This window comes from Marinithermofilum abyssi (assembly GCF_014641195.1).
GTDB lineage: Bacteria > Bacillota > Bacilli > Thermoactinomycetales > DSM-45169 > Marinithermofilum > Marinithermofilum abyssi.
In genome coordinates this window covers 99808-121678 of the sequence record NZ_BMHQ01000006.1, presented here as the reverse complement: position 1 = coordinate 121678, position 21871 = coordinate 99808, and the positions used below count along the sequence as shown (strand labels likewise).

The 21871-nt window shown below is 51.0% G+C and carries 16 protein-coding genes and 1 pseudogene; 6 read left to right on the top strand and 11 right to left on the bottom strand.

Annotated features, from left to right (window positions below):
- Nucleotides 1-43: 43 nt before the first annotated feature.
- Nucleotides 44-634, bottom strand: a complete 591-nt coding sequence (mobA, locus tag IEW70_RS09635; protein ID WP_188647719.1) for a molybdenum cofactor guanylyltransferase — start codon at nt 632-634, stop codon at nt 44-46.
- On the bottom strand, nt 634-2433 hold the full coding sequence (gene uvrC, locus IEW70_RS09630) for an excinuclease ABC subunit UvrC (RefSeq protein ID WP_188647718.1): 1800 nt from the start codon (nt 2431-2433) through the stop codon (nt 634-636). The genes mobA and uvrC overlap by 1 nt, the downstream gene beginning before the upstream one ends.
- A gap of 227 nt (nt 2434-2660) precedes the next feature.
- Between uvrC and IEW70_RS09625 the strand changes: the two genes are divergently transcribed.
- Together IEW70_RS09625 and IEW70_RS09620 are read left to right on the top strand one after the other, a co-directional pair.
- The gene (locus tag IEW70_RS09625; protein ID WP_188647717.1) at nt 2661-3791 is read left to right on the top strand and encodes a hypothetical protein; all 1131 of its coding nucleotides are present in this window, start codon (nt 2661-2663) and stop codon (nt 3789-3791) included.
- 152 nt (nt 3792-3943) lie between these two features.
- On the top strand, nt 3944-4909 hold the full coding sequence (locus IEW70_RS09620; protein ID WP_188647716.1) for a hypothetical protein: 966 nt from the start codon (nt 3944-3946) through the stop codon (nt 4907-4909).
- Between the two features lie 52 nt (nt 4910-4961).
- Here IEW70_RS09620 and trxA read toward each other — a convergent pair whose 3' ends face one another.
- From trxA to IEW70_RS09590, 6 genes are all read right to left on the bottom strand, one after another.
- The gene (trxA, locus tag IEW70_RS09615) at nt 4962-5276 is read right to left on the bottom strand and encodes a thioredoxin (protein ID WP_188647715.1); all 315 of its coding nucleotides are present in this window, start codon (nt 5274-5276) and stop codon (nt 4962-4964) included.
- 180 nt (nt 5277-5456) lie between these two features.
- The gene (locus IEW70_RS09610) at nt 5457-6440 is read right to left on the bottom strand and encodes an electron transfer flavoprotein subunit alpha/FixB family protein (RefSeq protein WP_188647714.1); all 984 of its coding nucleotides are present in this window, start codon (nt 6438-6440) and stop codon (nt 5457-5459) included.
- Nucleotides 6441-6472: 32 nt separating this feature from the next.
- Nucleotides 6473-7243: an electron transfer flavoprotein subunit beta/FixA family protein gene (locus IEW70_RS09605; RefSeq protein WP_188647713.1), complete on the bottom strand. Its 771-nt coding sequence runs from the start codon at nt 7241-7243 to the stop codon at nt 6473-6475.
- Nucleotides 7244-7306: 63 nt separating this feature from the next.
- Nucleotides 7307-7891: a fatty acid metabolism transcriptional regulator FadR gene (fadR, locus tag IEW70_RS09600; protein ID WP_188647712.1), complete on the bottom strand. Its 585-nt coding sequence runs from the start codon at nt 7889-7891 to the stop codon at nt 7307-7309.
- 350 nt (nt 7892-8241) lie between these two features.
- A complete protein-coding gene (locus tag IEW70_RS09595; protein WP_188647711.1) occupies nt 8242-9948 on the bottom strand; it encodes a long-chain-fatty-acid--CoA ligase in 1707 nt (568 codons plus the stop codon).
- 237 nt (nt 9949-10185) lie between these two features.
- Nucleotides 10186-11637 (bottom strand): spore germination protein, encoded by a 1452-nt coding sequence (locus IEW70_RS09590; protein ID WP_188647845.1) that lies wholly within the window; start codon nt 11635-11637, stop codon nt 10186-10188.
- Nucleotides 11638-11923: 286 nt separating this feature from the next.
- Between IEW70_RS09590 and IEW70_RS09585 the strand changes: the two genes are divergently transcribed.
- Nucleotides 11924-13225 (top strand): BaiN/RdsA family NAD(P)/FAD-dependent oxidoreductase, encoded by a 1302-nt coding sequence (locus tag IEW70_RS09585; RefSeq protein ID WP_188647710.1) that lies wholly within the window; start codon nt 11924-11926, stop codon nt 13223-13225.
- Nucleotides 13226-13455: 230 nt separating this feature from the next.
- Here the strand turns inward: IEW70_RS09585 and IEW70_RS09580 are convergent.
- Nucleotides 13456-13647 (bottom strand): annotated as a pseudogene (locus IEW70_RS09580) (SelT/SelW/SelH family protein); the annotation flags it as partial.
- 209 nt (nt 13648-13856) lie between these two features.
- Between IEW70_RS09580 and IEW70_RS09575 the strand changes: the two are divergent.
- From IEW70_RS09575 to IEW70_RS09565, 3 genes are all read left to right on the top strand, one after another.
- Nucleotides 13857-15245, top strand: coding sequence for an RsmF rRNA methyltransferase first C-terminal domain-containing protein (locus tag IEW70_RS09575; protein WP_229751912.1), 1389 nt, complete (start codon nt 13857-13859; stop codon nt 15243-15245).
- A gap of 767 nt (nt 15246-16012) precedes the next feature.
- Nucleotides 16013-17116 carry a S8 family peptidase gene (locus tag IEW70_RS09570; protein WP_188647844.1) on the top strand — a complete coding sequence of 368 codons (1104 nt, stop codon included), beginning with the start codon at nt 16013-16015 and terminating at the stop codon, nt 17114-17116.
- Between the two features lie 235 nt (nt 17117-17351).
- Nucleotides 17352-18527 carry a S8 family peptidase gene (locus IEW70_RS09565; RefSeq protein ID WP_188647707.1) on the top strand — a complete coding sequence of 392 codons (1176 nt, stop codon included), beginning with the start codon at nt 17352-17354 and terminating at the stop codon, nt 18525-18527.
- 77 nt (nt 18528-18604) lie between these two features.
- On the opposite strand, the gene IEW70_RS09560 is transcribed toward IEW70_RS09565, so the two are convergent.
- Entirely contained in the window at nt 18605-19240 is a 636-nt protein-coding gene (locus IEW70_RS09560) for an NfeD family protein (protein WP_188647706.1), read from the bottom strand.
- Nucleotides 19241-19460: 220 nt separating this feature from the next.
- A complete protein-coding gene (locus IEW70_RS09555; protein WP_188647705.1) occupies nt 19461-21827 on the bottom strand; it encodes an endonuclease MutS2 in 2367 nt (788 codons plus the stop codon).
- Between the last annotated feature and the right edge of the window lie 44 nt (nt 21828-21871).

Sequence of the window (21871 nt, the reverse complement as noted above, 5' to 3'; positions counted from 1 at the left end):
GTCGTCAGCAAGGAGTGGGAAATCCGGACACAGGAGGTTCTTCTTACGACTTTTCCTTCAACCAGCGAAGCGCCGTTTGGTAATCCGCCGGATGATTCATATTGAAAAGGGCTTGATCCACATCCACCGCCGGCGGGATCTCATTCTCCTTCACATAACGGGTGCGAAGCCGTTTGAGAAGGCTGCCTGCGCGCAAGTCTCCGCTTCGCAAAGCTTCTTCCACCCAAGGAAGGCAGCTTTGGTCATAAACAGCAAACAGAGGATGGGCTCGTCCCCGGATATGAGGGACTACCGCATCCCAGTGCTTTATTTGATTCAGCAGATGCATCGCCAAATCCTCCGACACAAACGGCATATCGCAGGCTGCCACCAGGTTAACGGCGCAGGGAGAAACCTCCAATCCCGCCTGAATCCCGGCCAACGGTCCTTTCCCTGGAAAACGGTCTACCGCCTTCGGGATGGGAAACCTTTCATACTCCTCGGGTTGACGCACAACCAGGCAACGGTAAGCGGCTCCAGGAAGACGGCGGAGGATGCGTTCTATACACGTTTCACCGCAGAAGGAAAGGAGCGCCTTATCCTGCCCCATCCTTCGAGACGCTCCTCCTGCCAGCAAAATCAATCCCCAATCCATCAAGTGTCCTTCTCCGTCTGAGAAGCTTCGCCGCGCAACACGCGAAGGATTTCCCGGGCCAGTTTATCACCGACCCCGGCTTTCCGGTACTCCTCTACAGAAGCTTGCCGCATCTTTTCCACTGAGCCGAAATGCTTGTACAGTTGTTGCTTCCGCTTGGGTCCTACTCCCGGAATATCGTCCAGCACGGACTTGACCATGGATTTTCCCCTGGTTTGCCGGTGAAACGTGACAGCAAACCGATGAACTTCTTCCTGAATCCGCTGCAAGAGATAAAACTCTTGGCTTCCTCTGGGGAGATCAATCACTTCCGGCGGTTCGCCCATTAACAGACGCGCCGTCCGGTGGCGCTCATCCTTCACTAGGCCCGCCACTGGGATGTACAAACCCAGTTCATTTTCCAGTACATCGATCGCCGCCGACATCTGCCCTCGTCCCCCATCCACAATGATCAAATCCGGCAGGGGCAGATCCTCTTTGAGTACACGTGTATAGCGACGCCGGATCACTTCCCGCATCGTTTCATAGTCATCCGGCTTTTTCACCGTCCGGATCTTAAATTTGCGGTATTCTTTTTTGTCCGGTGTTCCATCGGTAAAGACCACCATGGCCGACACAGGATCTGCACCTTGAATATTGGAGTTATCAAAGGCTTCGATCCGGCGGGGATGCCCGATGTTCAACGCTTCCCCCAAGTTACGGACGGCATCGAATGTACGCTCTTTGTCCCGTTCCATCAGTTGGAACCGTTCTGTCAAGGCGATGCGGGCGTTTTCCACCGCCATCTCAACCAGCCGCTTCTTCAACCCCCGTTGAGGAATATGAACGTGCACGGCCGTCAGCCAATTCTCCAACAGATCCGCATCGACACCCTCGGGCAGGTTGATTTCTTTGGGCAATGCAGGCTTTTCGTGATAAAACTGGGTCACAAAAGATAAAAAGTCCTCATCCGCCTCACCATAATGCGGAAAAATGGAAACATCCCGCTCCATCAGTTTGCCTTGACGGACAAAAAAGACCTGCACACACATCCATCCCTTATCCGCCGCGTAGCCGAATACATCCCGGTCGGTATTGTCATTCAACGTGATGTTCTGCTTCACCATCACCGATTCAATATGACGGATGAGATCCCGCAGCTCCTTGGCCCGCTCAAAGTCGAGCGCTTCTGCCGCCTGCTCCATTTTCAGGCGCAAGTCTTTTTGCACCTCTTTGTAGCCGCCTCCCAAAAATCGGGCAATTTTCCGCGTCATCTCCTCATATTGGGAAGGATCGACATCAAATTCACAAGGAGCCAGGCACTGCCCCATATGATAATAAAGACAAACACGCTTTGGCAGTGTACGACACTTGCGCAACGGATACAACTTGTCCAACAGCTTTTTCGTCTGCTGGGCCGCCATGGCATTGGGATAGGGCCCAAAATATTTGGACCCGTCTTTTTTCACATTGCGCGTAACCTCCAAACGAGGGTGCTTCTCTTTGGTCAGCCGGATATAAGGATAAGACTTGTCGTCCTTCATCAATACATTGTATCGAGGCCGGTGTTTTTTGATCAGATTGCATTCCAACAACAATGCTTCGGTTGCATTTTGCGTAACGATGTATTCGAAATCCTCGATTTCCGATACCATACGCAGGGTTTTCCCATCATGACTTCCCGTGAAGTAGGAACGCACCCGGTTCCGTAAACTTTTGGCCTTTCCTACATAAATGATGTCTCCCTGCTTGTTTTTCATCAAATAGCAACCTGGTTGATCCGGAAGGAGAGAGACCTTGTCCCGGATTGTTTTTTTCATCCATCTTCCCTCCCTTCATTATGTTACCACATCTGTCCAACCCCTTATAAGCAAACCACCGATCGATGAAAATTCATCCAGTAAGTTGAAATACAGGGATCTGCAACAACACTTTCTATCTGATTTTTCGCTTCTGTCGAAATAACGGGAAACGCAAACACCCTTGATACGTTATACTTAATGGGGAAGACCGCATGTCCTTCACTTTTACATAAGGGGGGTATTCCTTGGAAGAATCATTCCGACTGCTTAAACGGCACGGGATCAAGCTATGGTTTACCAATGTCATCGGCGGTCTGATCGTGGCAGCACTGCTGTTGGTCCCGCACTTATTCATCGGCATGATGCTGGCGCCCCAATTGGCTCCTTACCAAAGCGAGGCGTCCCGTCTGCTCACCCTCCCCACCCTGACGGAAAAAATGACCCATTTCTTTCAGTTGGCGGGCCATATTTTCGCAGAGGCTCAAGGGTTTGCCCTCGTGTATATGATTGGCATCATGATTATCACCCTGCTTTCCGGTTTTTTCCTCGCAGCAGGGGTTATCGGTACGGTCCGTGGAGCCGTTGTGGAAGACAAAGTTTCCTTGGGTGCTTTCTTTTCTTTTGGCATCCGTTTTATGATGCGCATCATGGCACTGGGCATCGTCAAAGGTCTGGGAATTGCTTTGTCCGGGAGCTTGATTTACTGGGGTGCCCTGCAATCCGGGACCGGTGTGGATATTGTGCTGTATATTGCAGGCGGGTTGATCGGATTGATCTGGCTGTCCGCCGTCACACAATCGCTGATCGTATTGTACACGGAAGAGTTCCCTTTGTTTCGAGGTCTTCGATACGGTTTTCAGGCAGCAATCGTGAAACCTGTGCAGTCCATGACCGCTTTCCTCGGCGCAGTCCTGATCAGTATCGTCAGTGCAGCATTGGTCGGCTTCCTCGCCATGTTTCCATGGTTCCTCCTGCAATGGTTTGAGGATGGAGCGGTGGCACTGATCGTCGGAGCCGCCTTGGGTGCTTTGTTCTACAGTGTATTCTCCATGGTTCCGCCTCTGTTGGCTTTGGGGGTACTCTTTTCCCAGTACATTATCGCAATCCAACCCTATCTTTTTCCGGAAGAGAACACCCGTCCCCAACCGGTACCAGATGAACATTGGGAGCCGCAAGAATCGGCTTTTCATGATGATTGGCGGGATCAAGAGCCTGCTCCTACACTGGAAGACGATTGGTATGAAGAAGAAAATTCGTATCCCGAGAAGGCTTCGCGCCCCGAAGAGGATTGGGACTCGGAAAATTGGCATGGAGAAGACCGCCAAGATGTCGAACGAAACGAACGGAATTGGGAGCGAAAATCCCGCACCTTTTAAACAAAAGATCTATCATATAAGCACAGGTCATTCCAATGACCTGTGCTTTTCTAATGCTTTCGGCGGAAATCTTGTCATTCTCCGCCCATTTTGCATCATTTTCTTATATAGTAGTAGAAGTGTAAGAAATTATGTGATAAGGAGGCTGTTGGATGGGGACCTTTTTTAATCTGCTCTTCTCCCGTCACGGTCTAAAGTTATGGGGGACGTTTTTACTAGGGGTCTTAATTCACATTGCTATTTCAATCGTCATCTATCTCCTGTTTGTCATCGCAGGAGTATTGCTGGGAGCATTTGGCGGATTGGGATTGGCTCTGACTCAGGCGGATCCGGAAGCAGCAATGAACAGTTTGGCCGATTCCGGAGTGGCTATTATTGTCGCTCTCGTGTTGCTGTTCATCGTTTATTTCATCGTCATGATGATGCCGTCAGCCTTTTATTATGCAGGTATGTACGGGATGGTTAGAGAGACGGTCTTTGATAACCGAACAAGGTTTACAACCTTCTTTACCCAAGGGTTCCGCTTTTGGCTCCGGGCTTTTTGGTGGCATCTCCTCGTTGCCCTGTTCGCCCTTCCGACGTTTATCCCGGCTGTCATCGGATTGGTATTGATCGAACAAAACCCGGACACGACGCTTGGCATTGTTTTTCTGATTGGCACTTACGTGCTGTTGCTGATTTATGCCTTCTTTACCATGTACTCTCCGGTGATCATGGTAACGGATAATGTAGGAGCGTTTCGATCGATTCTTTTGTCTCATAAACTGGTTTTCCGCCGTTTCGGGACCGTGTTTATGACCCTGTTGTACAATCTGCTTATCTTTTTCGGCTTTATTGCGGTCAGCTTCCTCATCGGCGGAATGATCACCATTCTGGTACCGGATTTCGCCAGTGACAAACCAGGAGCATTAGGCGCCTCCCTGCAGCTGATCACTACATTGGCCTTTTTCCTGGCTATTTTCTACGTAACCGCAGCTAACTTGCTGATCCAGTTCTTGCGGTATAAATGGTACTTACGCCCGGTTTTGTTTCCGGATGCAGATGCAAAGGACATCCCCCCATCCAACCAGGCAAAGGGTGCTTATCCTCAATTCCCGCAGGATCCGCACTGGAATTGAACCCATCTAATGAAAAAAGAGATGCTGCATGGGCATCTCTTTTTTTGTACGATTACATGTGTTGGTTCAGCCACTCCATCAGTTGTTCCTTGGGCTGGAATCCGTGGAGTTTATCAACCATTTCACCGTTTTTGAAGATCATCAGCGTCGGAATGCTCATCACGCCGTAACGGCCGGCGGTGTCCGGGTTTTCGTCCACGTTCACCTTGGCGATGGTCACTTTATCCCCGACTTCTTGATCTATTTCATCGAGCACCGGAGCGATCATTTTACACGGTCCGCACCATGGAGCCCAAAAATCGACCAAGACCAGATTTTCGGAGACTGCTTTGTCAAAGGTCTGGTCGGTTACATTTTGGATGGCCATACGCTTCTTCCTCCTTCAATATCTCCAAATGTCACACACACAGTATACCACTCACACCGAAAAAGTTCCAAGCGTTTCGGCTACCGAAATAAGTCGTTTTATACCCCTGAGGGTATATAGACGCCGAAAAGGGCGGCATTTCTTTCATTGCCGCCCTTTTTTGCCATGGGAAGACGTTAGTTACTTGTTGGCCAGTACTTTTTTGAATTCCTCCGTCAACAGCGGCACCACATCAAACAAGTCGCCCACAATGCCATAGTCGGCCACGGTGAAAATGTTGGCCTCGGGATCTTTGTTGATGGCTACGATCACCTTGGAGTTGGACATCCCCGCCAAATGCTGAATGGCACCGGAGATACCGCAAGCGATGTACAAATCCGGGGTCACTACTTTCCCCGTTTGGCCGATTTGTAAGGCATAGTCGCAATAGCCCGCATCACAGGCTCCCCGGGATGCACCCACGGCTCCGCCCAGGACATTTGCCAACTCCTGCAGCGGTTTAAAGCCGTCCTCACTTTTCACCCCACGGCCCCCGGAAATGATCACCCGAGCTTCAGAAAGGTCCACACCCTCTGCAGTCTTGCGCACCACGTCCTTCACCAGTGTGCGCAGAGAGTCCGCCGGGATTTCCACATGGAGCTCTTCAACCTCGGCACTGCGGCTGGTATCGCTTTCATCTGCGGGAATATTGTTCGGCCGAAGCGTGGCAAAGATCAATCCTTCTTTGACTACTTTTTTGACAAAGGCTTTCCCCGCATAGATCGGTCGGGTAAAGACCACCTTACCATCTGTCAGCTGTACATCGGTGCAATCCGAAACCAAACCGATCTGCAAACGGGCCGCCAATCGGGGACTCACATCCCGTCCCACCGCGGTGTGTCCGGTAAAGATCACATCTGGATTTACCGTTTCAATCACTTTTTTATAGGCTTGGAAATAGGCATCGGTTGTGTACTGGTCCAAATGTTCTCCCGGAACAACAATCACTTTGTCCGCACCGTGATGCCCCAGCGGTTCCGCTAACCCCGCGGCTTTGCTTCCCAGAACCACCGCCGTCACCATTCCCCCGTCTGCCACCCGGCGCGCCGCTGCCAGACATTCAAAGGATACGTTGCGCAGTTCTCCGTCTCGTACGTCCGCCAGTACCAGCACATTTTTGCTCATGATGGTTCTCCCCCTTGTTCACTCTCTCGTCTTCAGACCACTTTGGCTTCGTTTCGGAGCAGATCGACCAATTCTTTTACCTGATCTTCCAAGTCGCCTTCCAAGACCTTGCCCGCTTCTTTCTCCGGCGGCAGGAAGACTTCCAGCGTTTCTGTCTTGGCAGCCACTTCATCTTCATCGAGATCCAGGTCGTCGATGTCCAATCGCTCCAACGGCTTCTTCTTGGCCTTCATGATTCCCGGCAACGAGGGATAGCGGGGTTCGTTCAATCCTTGCTGCGCCGTCACCAGAATCGGCAGTTTGGATTGAATGTACTCCACATCGCCTTCCACATCTTTTTCCACCTCAACGGTATCGCCGTCAATCGTCAGTTTGGTGATGGTGGAAATGTGCGGAATATCCAATAATTCTGCCAAACGGGGACCTACTTGAGCCGACCCGTCATCTACCGCCATATATCCGCCCAGGATGATGTCATAATCCAGGTCCTTGATCACTGCGGCCAAAACTTCGGCAATCGTGAATTCGTCAGCAGATTCCAAATCTTCATCGTCCACGATAATTCCTTTGTCTGCCCCCATCGCCATGGCCGTACGCAGGGCTTGTTCCGCCCGGTCGGGACCGATCGTGATCACCGTCACTTCTCCTCCATGCTCTTCTTTCAGTTTGATGGCTTCCTCTACGGCATACTCGTCGTAGGGGTTGATCACAAATTCAACACCCTCTTCACTGATTTGCCCATCCTCGATCACGATGCGCTCCTCGGTGTCGAAGGTTTGTTTGAGGCACACCAAAATGTTCATATGCCGGTTCCTCCTTTTATTCCTGTAATCAGGTCATGTATGAAGTTGTAAAAGGCAAGCCCGTCACCGGGCAATGCCTCGTAAAAACAATTGGTGAATCGCCTCCGCCTGTTCCATCAGACTGTACTTGCAATCTTTCATGATCCAGGAAGTAACCGTCTCATCGATCGTCCCGAAAATCATGCGGCGAGCAGTCCGGATATCAATATCCGGGCGAAAGATACCTTCCTCGATACCCTTTTGCACAACGGAATCGATCACATCCAAATACTTTTTCAGGATAATCCCGATTTGCTGCCGGACTTCCGGATTGGATTGACGCAGCTCAATCTGGGTTACAATCGCCAGCTGATGGTCTTTTTCCAGATATTCAAAATGCAGACGGATCAGCTCTTTTAACTGTTCCGCCGGAGAAGCGATGTTGGCGAGAGTCGTTTTCACATCTCGGATGAAATTGCCCATCTTCTCGTTAAACAAGGAGATGAGAACATCATCTTTATTTTCGAAATAAAGGTATATCGTCCCGTCGGCCACTTTTGCTTCGCGGGCGATTTTGGAAACCTGCGCATGATGATATCCGTATTCGGCAATCACCCGAACAGCAGCATCAATGATAGCTTGATACTTTTCCCCTGTTCGTTTGGCCATGATGTGTGTCCCTTTCTGTCCAAGATTAGATCCTCTATTGAATGACCATTCATTCAATATCTAGTGTATGATGTTTAGACGGAAGCTGTCAACTTTTTGCGGGAATAACCCGAAGGGGAAGCGAACCATTTTCCTTTTGTATTATACCAGGAATCGTCCCGTCCCCGAGGTTGTTTCCTGCCGAATTCCAAAGAAAATTCGGCTCGCCGCAAGCACATGTCACATCGCTTTTCTCCCCGTTTGTACTAGGGTTCGTTGCTTGGCTCGTCCCATGTTTTGTCGCTGGATCTATCACTCTTGGCAGAGGGGCGATTCTTCATTCAAGTCTGGAACTTGTCAGCAACCTTTATTTATGATCCGTTTTTGGTATTGGAATGTGCCGCCTTTTTCCGTTCTTCATCTGCCAACACACGGCGCAAAATTTTGCCCACGGTGGTTTTCGGCAGTTCCTCCCGGAATTCATACAAGCGGGGCACCTTATAACTGGCCAGTTTTTCCCGGCAATAGGTGTTCATGTCCGCTTCGCCGACTTCTTCCCCTTGTTTCAACACGATGAACGCTTTCACCGTCTCGCCGCGGTAGGGATCGGGAACACCGATTACAGCTGCTTCTTTCACGGCAGGATGCTGATACAACACTTCCTCTACTTCCCGAGGGTAAATGTTGTATCCGCTGGCGATAATCATGTCCTTTTTCCGGTCCATAATGTAAAAGTATCCCTCATCATCCATGGTTCCGATGTCCCCCGTGCTCAACCAACCGTCCCGCAATACCTGAGCCGTTTCTTCCTCCCGATTCCAGTATCCTTTCATCACTTGAGGTCCCCGCACCTGGATCTCCCCAACTTCACCCGGGGGAAGCTCTTCTCCGGTCGCTGGATCGACAATTCGGCAATCCGTATCCGGCCAAGGCAATCCAATACTTCCGTTTTTTCGGCGTTCCCAGATCGGGTTGGCATGGGTAACCGGAGAAGATTCTGTCAGCCCGTACCCTTCCACCAATCGCCCTCCGCTTACCTGCTCAAACTTCTCCTGTACCATCAAAGGCAGGGGGGCCGATCCGCTGAGACAGGTTTTGATGGAGGACAAATCATATCGCTCCAAATTGGGATGGTTTAACAGCCCGATATAGATGGTGGGGGCTCCGGGAAACAATGTCGGCCTCTCCCGGCTGATCGTCTTCAGCACATCCTCCGGTTCAAACCGGGGCAATAACACCATCGTAGCCGCTTGGTAGATGGCATAGTTCATCACCGTTGTCATGCCGTAGACATGAAAAAACGGCACAATTCCCAACATCTTCTCCTGCCCACGCTCGCTTTTGTACATCCAAGCACTGCATTGAACGACATTGGCGACCAAGTTGCGGTGGGTCAACATCGCCGCTTTGGCCAGCCCAGTGGTTCCCCCCGTGTATTGCAGCAACGCCACATCGTCCATGGATTTCACCGGGGAATCCACCGGGGTCGGAAGCGCTTTCTTCAACAGACTGGAAAAACGGTGCACTTCCCCTGTATCATAGGGAATCTGCACCTTGATTCCGTCTTTCATCAATTTTAATGGATAAAGCCAATTCTTTGGAAAAGGCAGATAATCTTTGATACTGGTCACAATCACCCGTTTTAACTGGGTCCGATCTTTCACTTTGGCCACTTTGGGATAGACCATGTCCAAACAGACAATGGTTTCCGCTTTGGAATCCACCAACTGATGTTCCAATTCCCGCTCTACATACATCGGGTTCGTTTGCACCACGATCGCTCCAACCCACAAGGCTGCGTAGTAGGCGATAACAGCTTGAGGGCAGTTGGGAAGCATCACCGAAACACGGTCTCCCTGTTTGATTCCCAAATCCTTGAACATATTGGCACAGCGGCAGACTTCCTCCAACAGCTCGCGGAATGTTATCCGTTTGCCCATAAAGATAATCGCTTCTTTGTCCGGAAAATCGGCGGCAGACCTTGCCAAAAAGTCGGTGAGTGGCTTGTCAGGATAATCCAGGTTCGCTGGAACCGCTTTCGGATATTGCCGCAACCATATTTTTTCTTTTTCCGTCATGATATCCCTCCTATCCATGAATGAGTAATCATTCATTGGCAAACGGACCAAGAGCAATATTGGTTTCCTCTATTTTACCGAACTTTTCATTGTTTTTGAATCATCATTCGTTTGCCTGTAGAGCAAAAAGCAATAGAAAGCCCCCTTCTATCTATCTATAAAGGACTAGTTCTCCGCTTTTGACATTAAACGGCCTTTTTCGACTCACTGCTTGCAGGAAGGGGAGCTATCTGCTTCTTATTTTTGACTACGGTCTGGATCTTCGGGAGACAGGATGTGGGGGCGCTTGTCTTTGAGCGGCATAGGAGAGCGCACCAGTACATCCCAAAGAGCTCTAAGATTCAACGGAACGAGCGGCCAGAGATAGGGCGTATTCAACGAACGGGTCGCGGCCAGCACCATGAACCAGATCACCATGCCAAGGATCAGCCCGCCCGCATGAAATACCGCGGTCAACAGCAGAAACCCCACCCGCACCAGTTTATTCGCCATTCCCATCTCGTAACTGGGCGTAGCAAACGTTCCGATAGCTGCCGCCGACAGATACAGGATGACTTCATGGGTAAAAAGACCGACCTGCACCGCCGTTTCTCCCAACAAGATGGCTGCAATCAGCCCCATCGCCGTAGCGAGGGGAGACGGAGTGTGAATGGAGGCCATCCGCAATACCTCAATTCCCACCTCAGCAATGAGCAATTGCAGTAACAGCGGGATTTCTCCCGCTTTTTTCGGACCGATAAACTGTAGAAAATCCGGCACGATTTCCGGTTGTATCGCGAACAAATACCACAGCGGCAACAAAAAGATCGAAGAAAACATGGCGATAAACCGTACCCATCTGAGCACGGCTCCCACTGCTGGTTTTTGTCGGTATTCCTCTGCATGCTGGACATGATGAAAAAAGGTGGTAGGGGTGATCATCACACTGGGAGAGGTGTCCACATACAAGAGCACATGCCCCTCCAACAGATGAACCGCAGCCACGTCCGGACGTTCTGTATAACGTACCATGGGATAGGGGTTCCAGTGCCGCTTGAACAGAAATTCTTCCAGGCTTTTTTCAGCCATCGGCAGCCCGTCGGTTTCTACATGTTCCACCGATTCCCGAATCACTTTCACCAGATCCGGATCTGCCACATCTTCCAAATACGAAATACAGATATCCGTCTTGGAACGTTCTCCGATTTGATGGTATTCCATCCGCAGGGAAGGATCCCGCAGCCGTCTGCGGGTAAGTGCCGTATTGAAAATCAATGTTTCCACAAAGCCGTCCCGAGAGCCCCGTACAACCCGTTCGTTATCCGGCTCTTCCGGGTTGCGGGCGGGATAGGTACGGGCATCGATGAGCAAAGCTTGCTCTTCCCCCTCGATCAACAGGACAAGTGGGCCGGAAAGCACCGCCGTCACAATCTTGTCCATCTCCTCGACGGTTTCTACTTCCAAATAACTGATATGGGTATGGAGCAAATGCTGCACCGGATCCGGAACAATATCCTTTCGGTCCAGTTCCGCCAAATGGTCCATAATCCGGTTCAGAATATCATCCTTTGCAAACCCGTCCACAAAGTACAGGGCAAATTTTTTTCCCCCGTAAGTCAGCTCCCGGCATATCACATCGAAACTCTTTTTCACTCCCAACACCCGGTTCAAATACTGGATATTTTTTTGCAGGGAGCGATCCACTTTCATCTTCTTTAACTCTTGGCGTTCCTTTTGGTCCACAAGCCATCCACCCTTGAACTATGCTTCTTAATCAGTATGGCCTTCGGTACAGCGATTCATCCTCTATAAATCGTTCAGGAAGCTTTAACAAAATCAGCTTGATGACCATCCTCCGGAATCCAGTAAAAAACTCTTCTTTCCCAGAGGCGGACTTTTTCATCAAGCTCCTTGTGTAACAAAGCTGCCTTTTTTTATATCCAGCTGGTTGCGGTACAATAAAGCACGGAGTTCAATGCAAAAAAGGAGTTATTCTATGCCATATGATGTAATCGTTGTGGGTGGTGGACCTTCCGGCTTAATGGCCAGTGCCGCCGCCGGCCTTCACGGAGCTCGGGTACTTCTCCTGGATAAGGGAAATCGCTTAGGAAGAAAACTGGCCATCTCCGGCGGAGGCCGCTGCAACGTGACGAACAATAAGGAACCGGAAGAAGTCATCCGACACATCCCCGGAAACGGCCGGTTTCTCTACAGTCCGTTTTCCGTATTCAACAACCGGGACATCATCCGTTTTTTCGAAGAGCTGGGAGTTCCGCTTAAAGAAGAAGACAATGGCCGGATGTTTCCTGTATCGGACAAAGCCCAAGCAGTAGTGGATGCGTTGATCTGGAAAGTTCGCGAGGAGGGTGTAGAGATCCGGACCCATGCTCCGGTTCAAGATTTGTGCATGGACGAAGAGCGGGTGAAGGGAGTACGCCTTTCTTCGGGTGAAACCTTGAAAGCCGGGGCCGTTATCGTGGCCGTCGGCGGAAAGTCGGTCCCTCATACCGGTTCCACAGGTGACGGATATCCCTGGGCAAAAGCTGCGGGTCACACGATCACTCCTCTGTTTCCTACAGAAGTACCCCTGACATCCCAGGAACCCTTTATTCGTGAAAAGCAACTTCAGGGCCTTTCCTTGCGGGACGTAACGTTAAGCGTCATCCATCCCAAGGGGAAAACCCTCGTGACCCATCGGGGGGATATGCTTTTTACCCACTTCGGATTGTCTGGCCCCATCGCACTTCGATGCAGTCAATTTGTCGTCAAGACCCTGCAAAAATTCCAAACGGATCACGTCTTGATCCAATTGGATCTGTTTCCGGACAAGCATGCGGGACAAGTGGAGGAAGAAACATTCCGCCTGCTGCAAACCCATCGAAAAAAAACCGTCAAAAACGCCCTGACCCAGCTGCTTCCGGAACGCATCCTTCCGATTTTGCTGGATAAAGCCAGGGTGGATCATTCTCTCACCTTTGCCAACCTGTCGAAAGAAGCCTTTACCAACCTGTGCCGTCTGATGAAGGCATTCCCCATCCGCGTGAACGGCACACTTCCTTTGGAGAAAGCCTTTGTCACCGGGGGCGGTGTTCATCTGAAAGAAATCGTGCCGAAAACGATGGAGTCCAAACTGAAAAAAGGGTTGTACTTCGCCGGAGAGATTCTGGATATTCACGGTTATACCGGGGGGTACAACATCACCGCTGCCTTCAGCACGGGCTATACGGCGGGGAAGAGTGCAGCTGAGCAGGTACTGGCACGACAACGTGAGGCCTCACAACCGGGCAGATCCAAGTAAAACCTATTGCATGACTCCATGAAACAGCTTTAGATATTTGTCGGCAATGAATGATCTCGGCTGGACAAACTTAACCAACAGGACACTTTCTTCCCGTACCTGGCGTTGGGGTTGGTTTCAAACAGGCGATCCGTCCTCTTGTTGAAGCCTTTTCTACTACTTCAACAAAAAAGGCTGCTGACCTTCTTTCTTTGTCAGCAGCCTCACTTCCCGTTTCCGGCAGCCCTTATTTACTGAACGGCTTCTTTCATCAGGCGGACGACTTCCCCTTCTTCGGCATGACGCTCCAGCTTCTTTTTGGAGAAAATCAATTGACCGTCCACTTCCACTTCAAATACGCCTCCCCCGGAGGGAATGAGACGCATCTCTTCGATTTGATGGCGAAACTCCGAGAACAATTCTTCCGCCACACGGGCGGCATAAGGGGCGTAGTTTCATTTCATGCAAAATTCAATGCTGACTTTGTAGGTCTTCTCCATGGATAATCACCTCTATGAACAAGTATTGAGTATGTCTACTTATTATAATACCCCCTGACCAGTGCCATGTACCCCCATTTTTCCTTTTTTCCTTTCCCGAGGAAGTTCTGCTACAATAATGGGATATGGAAAACGAACGAGGAGGATTTTCGGTGAACCATCTTCCTTCCGAATATCTCGAGCAGATGGAGAAGCTGCTTGGAACGGAATATACCGACTTTATCCGGACCTACCGGGAAACGCCCGCACGAGGTCTCCGGATCAATACCCTGAAAGTGCCTGCAGCCGAGGGAGCAGCGCTTCTTCCCTTTCACCTGGAGCCGATCCCTTGGTGTGAAACCGGATATTTTTACGATCACCACCGGGACCGGCCTGGAAAACATGTTTTCCACGCCGCGGGCCTTTATTATATCCAGGATCCCAGCGCCATGGCACCGGTGGAAGCTTTGGCTCCCCTGCCCGGTGAAAAGGTATTGGATCTGTGCGCCGCTCCCGGCGGGAAGTCGACGCAAATTGCTGCCAAACTGCAAGGACGGGGTTTGCTGGTTTCCAACGAAATCAGCCCCCAACGCCGAAAGGCTCTGGTGGAAAACCTGGAGCGATGCGGCGTCCCCAACGCCGTGGTGCTGGGGGAAGATCCACGCCATTTGAAGGATCGCTTTGCCGGTTTCTTTGACCGCATCCTGATTGATGCCCCTTGCTCGGGAGAAGGCATGTTCCGGAAAGATCCGGAGTCCTGTGAACGGTGGAGCCCGAAGGCCACCGACCAGTGCGCCGATCTTCAGTTGGAAATATTGGATGCCGCCGCCCCCATGCTTCGGCCCGGCGGCATCTTAACCTATTCGACCTGCACCTTTAATCCCTCGGAAAACGAGGGAGTCTTGTCCCGCTTTCTGAAACAGCATCCCGAATTTGAAGTCCAGAACGTCCCCGGGGCAGAACACTATCAACCCGCGCGCCCGGAGTGGGCAGATGCCCCCTCCGATCTATCAAAGGCCGCCCGTTTATGGCCGCATCATTTGCGTGGAGAAGGTCACTTCGTCGCAGTTTTGAAAAAAATCGGCGGTCCTGAGGGAACCAAACAACGGGCCGGAAAACTGCCTCCCGTTCACAACCAAGCTGTACAAGCCTATCGAGCGTTTATCAAAGAAACTTTAACCAGCCCGCCTGACCACGAACAGTGGACCTTGTTCGGCAATCACCTGTACCGCATGCTGGACGAGCTCCCGCCGGTGAAGGGCATCAAAGTGGAACGTCCGGGCTTTTATCTGGGGCAGCTAAAAGGAAAGCACTTTATCCCCTCACATGCCTGGGCCCTCGCCCTATCCCCGGAGGAAGTGCAACGCTCGTTGAATTTTGAAGTGGAAGACCCTGATCTATACCGCTATCTGCAAGGAGAAGCCATCCCCGTCAACTTGGCGAAAGGATGGACATTGGTAACCGTCAACGGTTTCTCATTGGGCTGGGGCAAAGTATCCGGCGGTCTGTTAAAAAACCACTATCCCAAATGGCTGCGTTGGGACGAAAACTTTTTCCGTTAGATTCAGCCTAAGAACGAGCCCTCCCTTTTACAAAGTGGAAGGGCTTGTTTTTTTTCCTGTCCACAGGCAGTGACATGAGCCAACAGCCTTCACCATACATTACAAATGGTTGGGTTAGAAAAATAGGAGGGTTCTCCATACTTTCAAAGTCACTCAGTAAAGATATTCGATACCCCCGCTTTTCTCTATACCCCCCATTGGCCATGGGATTCATCCAACCCGAATGGCTAGTGATGTATCACCTTTTCCGAGAGGAAAAAGAAGCTCTTTCGGCTCCAAAATCGTCTCCGACGTCCACACCCGCGACTCCCGTCAAGATCACGATCCGGGGGCGAAAATAGCGGGATGTACGGCCTTCACCCATGGTGGAGGTTTTTTCACTTACAAAAATGTTTGATTTGTATGATAAAATATTAAACATATTCATCCGTCGTGATCATGAGCCCTAAAACCAAGAACTCCTCGATACCCGCCCGTCATTACTGCCGCTCAATACCAATATAACCCACTTTATTGATTAAACAGAGTTATTTAACATCCTCGATTTAATGATTAATTTCAAAACATAGTCAATAAGACTTGCAGGATATCCAACCGGTTTGCCATACATTTTTCATTTTAATTATTAAAATTTTCATGAAAAAAGGCAGGAATGTCCACTGTGACAGCGAATATTTGTAACGAGTTCATTTTAGGAGGGATGTTGAGTGAAGCGTTTGTGGGTTTTGTTTGCTGCGTTGTTGTTGGTCGTCACACTGGTGGTACCGATGGCTCCGATGGCGGATGCGGCTCAGCCGTCAGCCAAATATGTTCCCGATGAATTAGTCGTTAAGTTTAAATCGGATACATCCACAACAGCCAAGTCGTCGCTGCACAGCCAGGAAAATGCCAAAGTGGTTTCCCGCAACAGCGATCTCGGCTTTGAAGTGATTAAGCTGAAAGATCAGTCTGTTCAGGAAGCAATGAAAGCTTACCGCAACAATCCCCATGTGGAATATGCCGAACCGAACTACATCGTGAAAGCCAACTGGACTCCCAACGACCCGGCATTCTCCAGCCAACAGTACGGTCCGCAAAAAGTGCAGGCTCCGGCAGCATGGGATATCACCCGGGGCAGCAGCAGCGTCCGGATTGCCATTGTGGATACTGGTGTTCAGTACAACCATCCGGACCTGTCCGGAAAAGTGATCAAAGGGTATGATTTTGTCAACAACGATTGGGATCCGATGGATGGCAACGGACACGGAACTCACTGCGCCGGGATCGCGGCGGCTGTGACCAACAACTCGACGGGGATCGCAGGCATGGCTCCCAACGCTTCCATCTATGCCGTGCGTGTGCTGGATAACAACGGCAGCGGCACCCTGACGGACGTTGCCGACGGTATTACCCATGCCGCCGACAATAACTCCAAAGTCATCAGCCTGAGCCTGGGTGCTACCACTGGTGCCTCTTACCTGCAAAATGCCGTTAACTATGCTTGGAATAAAGGTGCTGTCGTAGTGGCGGCTGCAGGCAACAGCGGCACCAGTGCTCCCAATTATCCCGCTTACTACAGCAACGCCATTGCGGTGGGATCCACTGATTCTTCCGATAACAAGTCCTACTTTTCCAACTGGGGCACCTGGGTGGATGTAGCCGCTCCGGGATCCAGCATCTACTCCACCTATCCGACCAATACCTATGCGACCCTGTCCGGCACCTCCATGGCCACTCCTCATGTAGCCGGCTTGGCAGGTCTGCTCGCTTCCCAAGGACGGAGCAACAGCAACATCCGGGCAGCCATTGAAAACACGGCGGATGCCACTCCCGGTACTGGTACTTACTGGCGTTTCGGCCGTATTAATGCCTACGATGCCGTTCGTTACTGATACCAACATCCCTCTTAAAAATCCGAATGGATCGGGCAATCAAAAGCCCGCTGCGAAGCAACCGCGGCGGGCATTTCGCTGTCATGATGCAACCTTCCTTCGTGTTTATCCGTTTCAATAGACAGAAACCGACCAACACGGCAGCCTAGGTGATTTTTACACAAAGGATGTAGAACGGTGATGCAAGTTGATGTAAAATTGCTTTATAAGCGGTATGGGAAAAGGAGGGATGCACATGAAAAAACGTTGGCTTACAGCAATAGGAACTGTTGTACTGGCGGTTGCCGTCGTGGTGTCTTCTGTTTCCGGTGCGCAATCCACCCCCCCTGCTTCCATTAAGCAGGCACACGCACCCGGGGAAATCATCGTTAAGTTCAAACCTGGTATTGTCGATAAGGTGGTAACTGCATTACATAACACCCTCGGCTCCGAGCTGCTCAGCCGCAATACCAAACTGGGCTTTGACGTCGTTCGTGTGGACGAGAAACTGTTACCCGAAGTGTTGAAGGAATACCGGAACAATCCGCTGGTAGAGTTTGCTGAACCGAACTACTATGTACATGCTTATTGGACCCCGGATGACTCCAACTACACAGAACAGTGGTCGCTGCCCCAGATCGATGCTCCCAAGGCATGGGATGTCACCCGCAGCAGCAAGGATGTCAGCATCGCCATCGTAGACACGGGTGTGGATTATCGCCACCCTGACCTGGATGATAAGGTGGAAAAAGGGTATGACTACATCGAAGACGACTGGGATCCGATGGATGAAAACGGCCATGGAACCCATTGCGCAGGTGTAGCTGCCGCTGAAACCAACAATCATGCAGGTGTTGCCGGTATGGCCCCCAATGCTTCGATTTACGCAGTGCCGGTCTTGGACCAAAACGGCAGCGGCAAGTTATCTGATGTAGCTGAAGGAATCATGCAGGCAGCAGATCACGGCTCTCAAGTGATCAGCCTGAGCCTAGGTGCTTCCTCCGGATCCTCCACTCTGAAAAACGCAGTAAACTACGCATGGGACAAGGGTTCGGTCGTAGTGGCTGCCGCAGGAAACAACGGTTCTTCCGACCCCAGCTATCCCGCTTATTATGAGAAAGCGATCGCTGTGGGGGCCACCGATGAAAACAACGACAAAGCCAGCTTTTCCAATTACGGCAGCTGGGTGGATATAGCGGCTCCGGGAACGGACATCACTTCCACCTACTTGAACGGCAAATACAAAAGTGAATCGGGTACGTCCATGGCTGCTCCCCATGTAGCGGGTGTTGCCGCTCTTCTGGCGGCACAGGGACGTGACAATGATGAAATCCGCAAAGCGATCGAAAGTACATCGGATACCACCGTCGCCGGGACCGGAGTTTATTGGTCCCACGGGCTACTTAACGCAGAAGATGCCGTTCGGTACTGAAAATGGAACGTGACAACTTTTCTTGCATTGCAAAACACCGGGTGTATTATGTTGCCCCGGTGTTTTTCTACTCTCCTTTATGAGGACTGTTTTGTTTTTTCCACCATCATTCGGGTACCATTCACGGAAATGACGTGAACGGAGGATCCTGCTTCCACCCAGGTTCCGTTGCTGATCGCACTGTAACGCTTCCCGCCGATTTCCACTGTACCGGAAGGACGCATATCGGTGACGGCAATCCCCTCCTTCCCTTCCAATTCCCGATATTCTTCGTTGATGGAGCTGTACCCCGTTTCTTTAGAAAAACTGCTTTTCAACACCAACTTGTCCCAGATCTCCCGCCGGGGCAGTATTTTTAAGGAGAAGAATCCGACTACAATTCCCAATACCCACATCAAACCGACCAACGTGCCCGTTAACCAATTTCCGGTGGGCATAACCAGCGCCACCAGTATCAACAGCAATCCCAATCCTGCCATTGTTCCATCCTGGATCAGCTTTCCATCTAAAATGACCAGGACCAAACCTCCCAGCAACAAACCCATCATCCACCAATCCCAGCCGCTGCTCTGCGTGTACACATACAGAGAGAGGGAGCTCAGCCCCAAAAAGGCTGCCAACCCGCGGGCCTTCACCAAACTCTCTGTCACCAGAAGCATACCCGCCAAAAAAACCAACAAACCCGTACCCGCCGCCGTCTGTAAAAATGCCATGCCGGCTCCTCCCGTTTGTCAGGATCGATTGGGTGATCCATCTTTCTACACTCATTCTATGCTGTTGTTTTCGTCACAACCAAGCAGTATGCCTTACCAGAGTGGATCAGGTAGCGTAAAAATAAAACCAAATGCCGCCGATCACAAAGAATACCAAGGCAATGGAAGCCAAAATCAGTGCCAATCGCGCCAGCATATTCACCCTCCGCCTTCAGCATGCTTATTTCAGTGAAACAACAGTGACTCCCGAGCCGCCTTCACCCTGACCGCCCAGACGGTACTCTTTCACGGACTGGTGGCGATCCAAAAAGCGGTGAACTCCCTTTCGCAGCGCACCGGTTCCTTTCCCATGAATCAAGGATACCTGGTGAAACCCTGCCAATAAAGCGTCATCCAAATACTTGTCGATCTCTGCCAAAGCCTCATCCACCATCTTCCCGCGAAGATCCAACTCCGGCTTCACATGGCTTTGGGACCGGGAAAAAGAGCTGATTCCCGTGGCAGCCGCTTTCTCAACAGCAGGTGAGGCCTTCCATTCCAAGTCTTCGCGACGGGCTTTCATCTTTAACATGCCGATTTGCACTTGATATTCGCCGTTTCCAAAGTCCTCTACCACCTGCCCCTTCTGACCGATGGTTTTTACCAGCACCTCATCTCCGGGCTGCAATTTGCGGGCAGATTGAGCGGTGTCTTTTGGTGTTTTACGGGGCAGTTCCATATCCGGAACCGCGTCTTCCAACCGTTTTTTTGCTTCGATCAGTTGGTGCTCTTTAATGCTGCCTTGCCGCTCCTTCGCCCACTCACGCAACTGGCGCAGCACTTCATCCGCTTCGCGACGGGCACGGGACACGATGGTGCGCGCTTCCCGCCGTGCTGCCTCCCGCATCTTGCTTTTCTCTTGGTCCCAAGCCTCCAGCTTACCTTCCAGCTCCCGATGAAGGGCTTCCGCTTCCTTTCGCAGGGCTTCCGCTCGCCGCCGTTCCTCTTCAGCCGCCCTCCGATCCGATGCAAGGGAGCCGATCATCTCCTCCAGTCGGCTTTCTTCGGTGGACAGCTGACCTTTGGCCAGTTCCACAATTTGTTGCGGCAGACCCAACTTGGATGCAATATTGAACGCGTTACTCCGGCCTGGTACACCGATCAGCAATCGATAGGTCGGCTGCAGGGTTTCTTCATTGAATTCCACAGAAGCATTGATGACGCCGGGCCGCGCATGGGCAAACACTTTCAGCTCATTATAATGGGTGGTAGCCACGATTCGACAGCCCTGATCCAGCAAGTACTCCAAAATGGCAACCGCCAATGCCGCTCCCTCAGTCGGGTCCGTACCTGCTCCCAGCTCATCCAGCAACACCAGGCTTCGCTCGTCGATCTTTTGTAGAATACGAATAATATGAGTCATGTGAGCAGAAAAGGTACTCAAATTTTGCTCAATGCTCTGTTCGTCCCCGATATCCGCATATACGCCGGAAAATACAGGGACACTGCTCCCTTCTTCCGCAGGAATCGGCATTCCTGACTGGGCCATCAGAGCCAGCAGACCGATGGTTTTAAGAGAAACCGTTTTTCCCCCGGTATTGGGACCGGTGATCACGATCGCTCGGTAGTCTTTCCCCAATTCCACATCAATCGGCACCGCTTCCTCTGCAGGAATCAACGGATGGCGCGCTTGTTTCAGATGGACGAACCTTTCTTGGTTCAACTTGGGACAAACTCCCTTCACCACCTGTCCAAAACGAGCTTTGGCCAAAATAACGTCCCACTGGGTCAGCACCTCTGCGTCCGCCCTTAAATCATCTGCTGCCTCCCTTACCTTTTCCGTCAATGCTGCCAAGATCCGTTCCACTTCTTTGGCTTCCGTCGCTTCCAGTTCCCGCAGCCGATTATTTTGCGTTACAACGGAAGCCGGCTCAATAAACACGGTCTGTCCGGAGGCCGACTGATCGTGAACAATACCTCCAAATGCACTCCGGTATTCCTGCTTGACGGGCAATACATACCGGTCGTTCCGCTGCGTAATGATCCCCTCTTGCAACATTTTTTGATAATGGGGACTCCGTAAAATGTTTTCCAGCGCAGCACGAACATTTTGCTGAATTTGCATGATGCTCCGGCGAATACGAGCCAATTCGGGACTGGCTTCATCCATTACCCGTCCTTCTTCGTCAATCGCGGAAATAATCGCCTTTCTAAGAGAAGAAAAATCATGGAGGCGGCTGCTTAACCCCCGCAACAGAGGGAGTTCTGCCTCTTCTTCACTCAGGCTCTCCATTGTGCGTTTCACTTTTTTGCCTGCTTGGATCGTGGCAGCCACATCCAATAATTCCCCTGCAGACAGCACTCCTCCGATTTCGGAACGTCGCAAAGCAGAGTGAATGTCTTTTAACTCTTCCAGGGACAGATCTCCCTTCAAACGAAGCAAATCCATCCCCTCTGCCGTTTCATCCAGCAATTCCTTCACTTTTATCCAATCATCGGCAGGTTGCAGCCGACGGACTTCCCCTTTGCCCAAATCAGAGGAAGCCTGATCCTCCAGCATTTGGATCACTCGAGGATACTCCAGTGTTTTCAGCATATGTGTCTCCAACAACGACACTCCTTTTTCCGCAAACAATCCTCACATATTATACC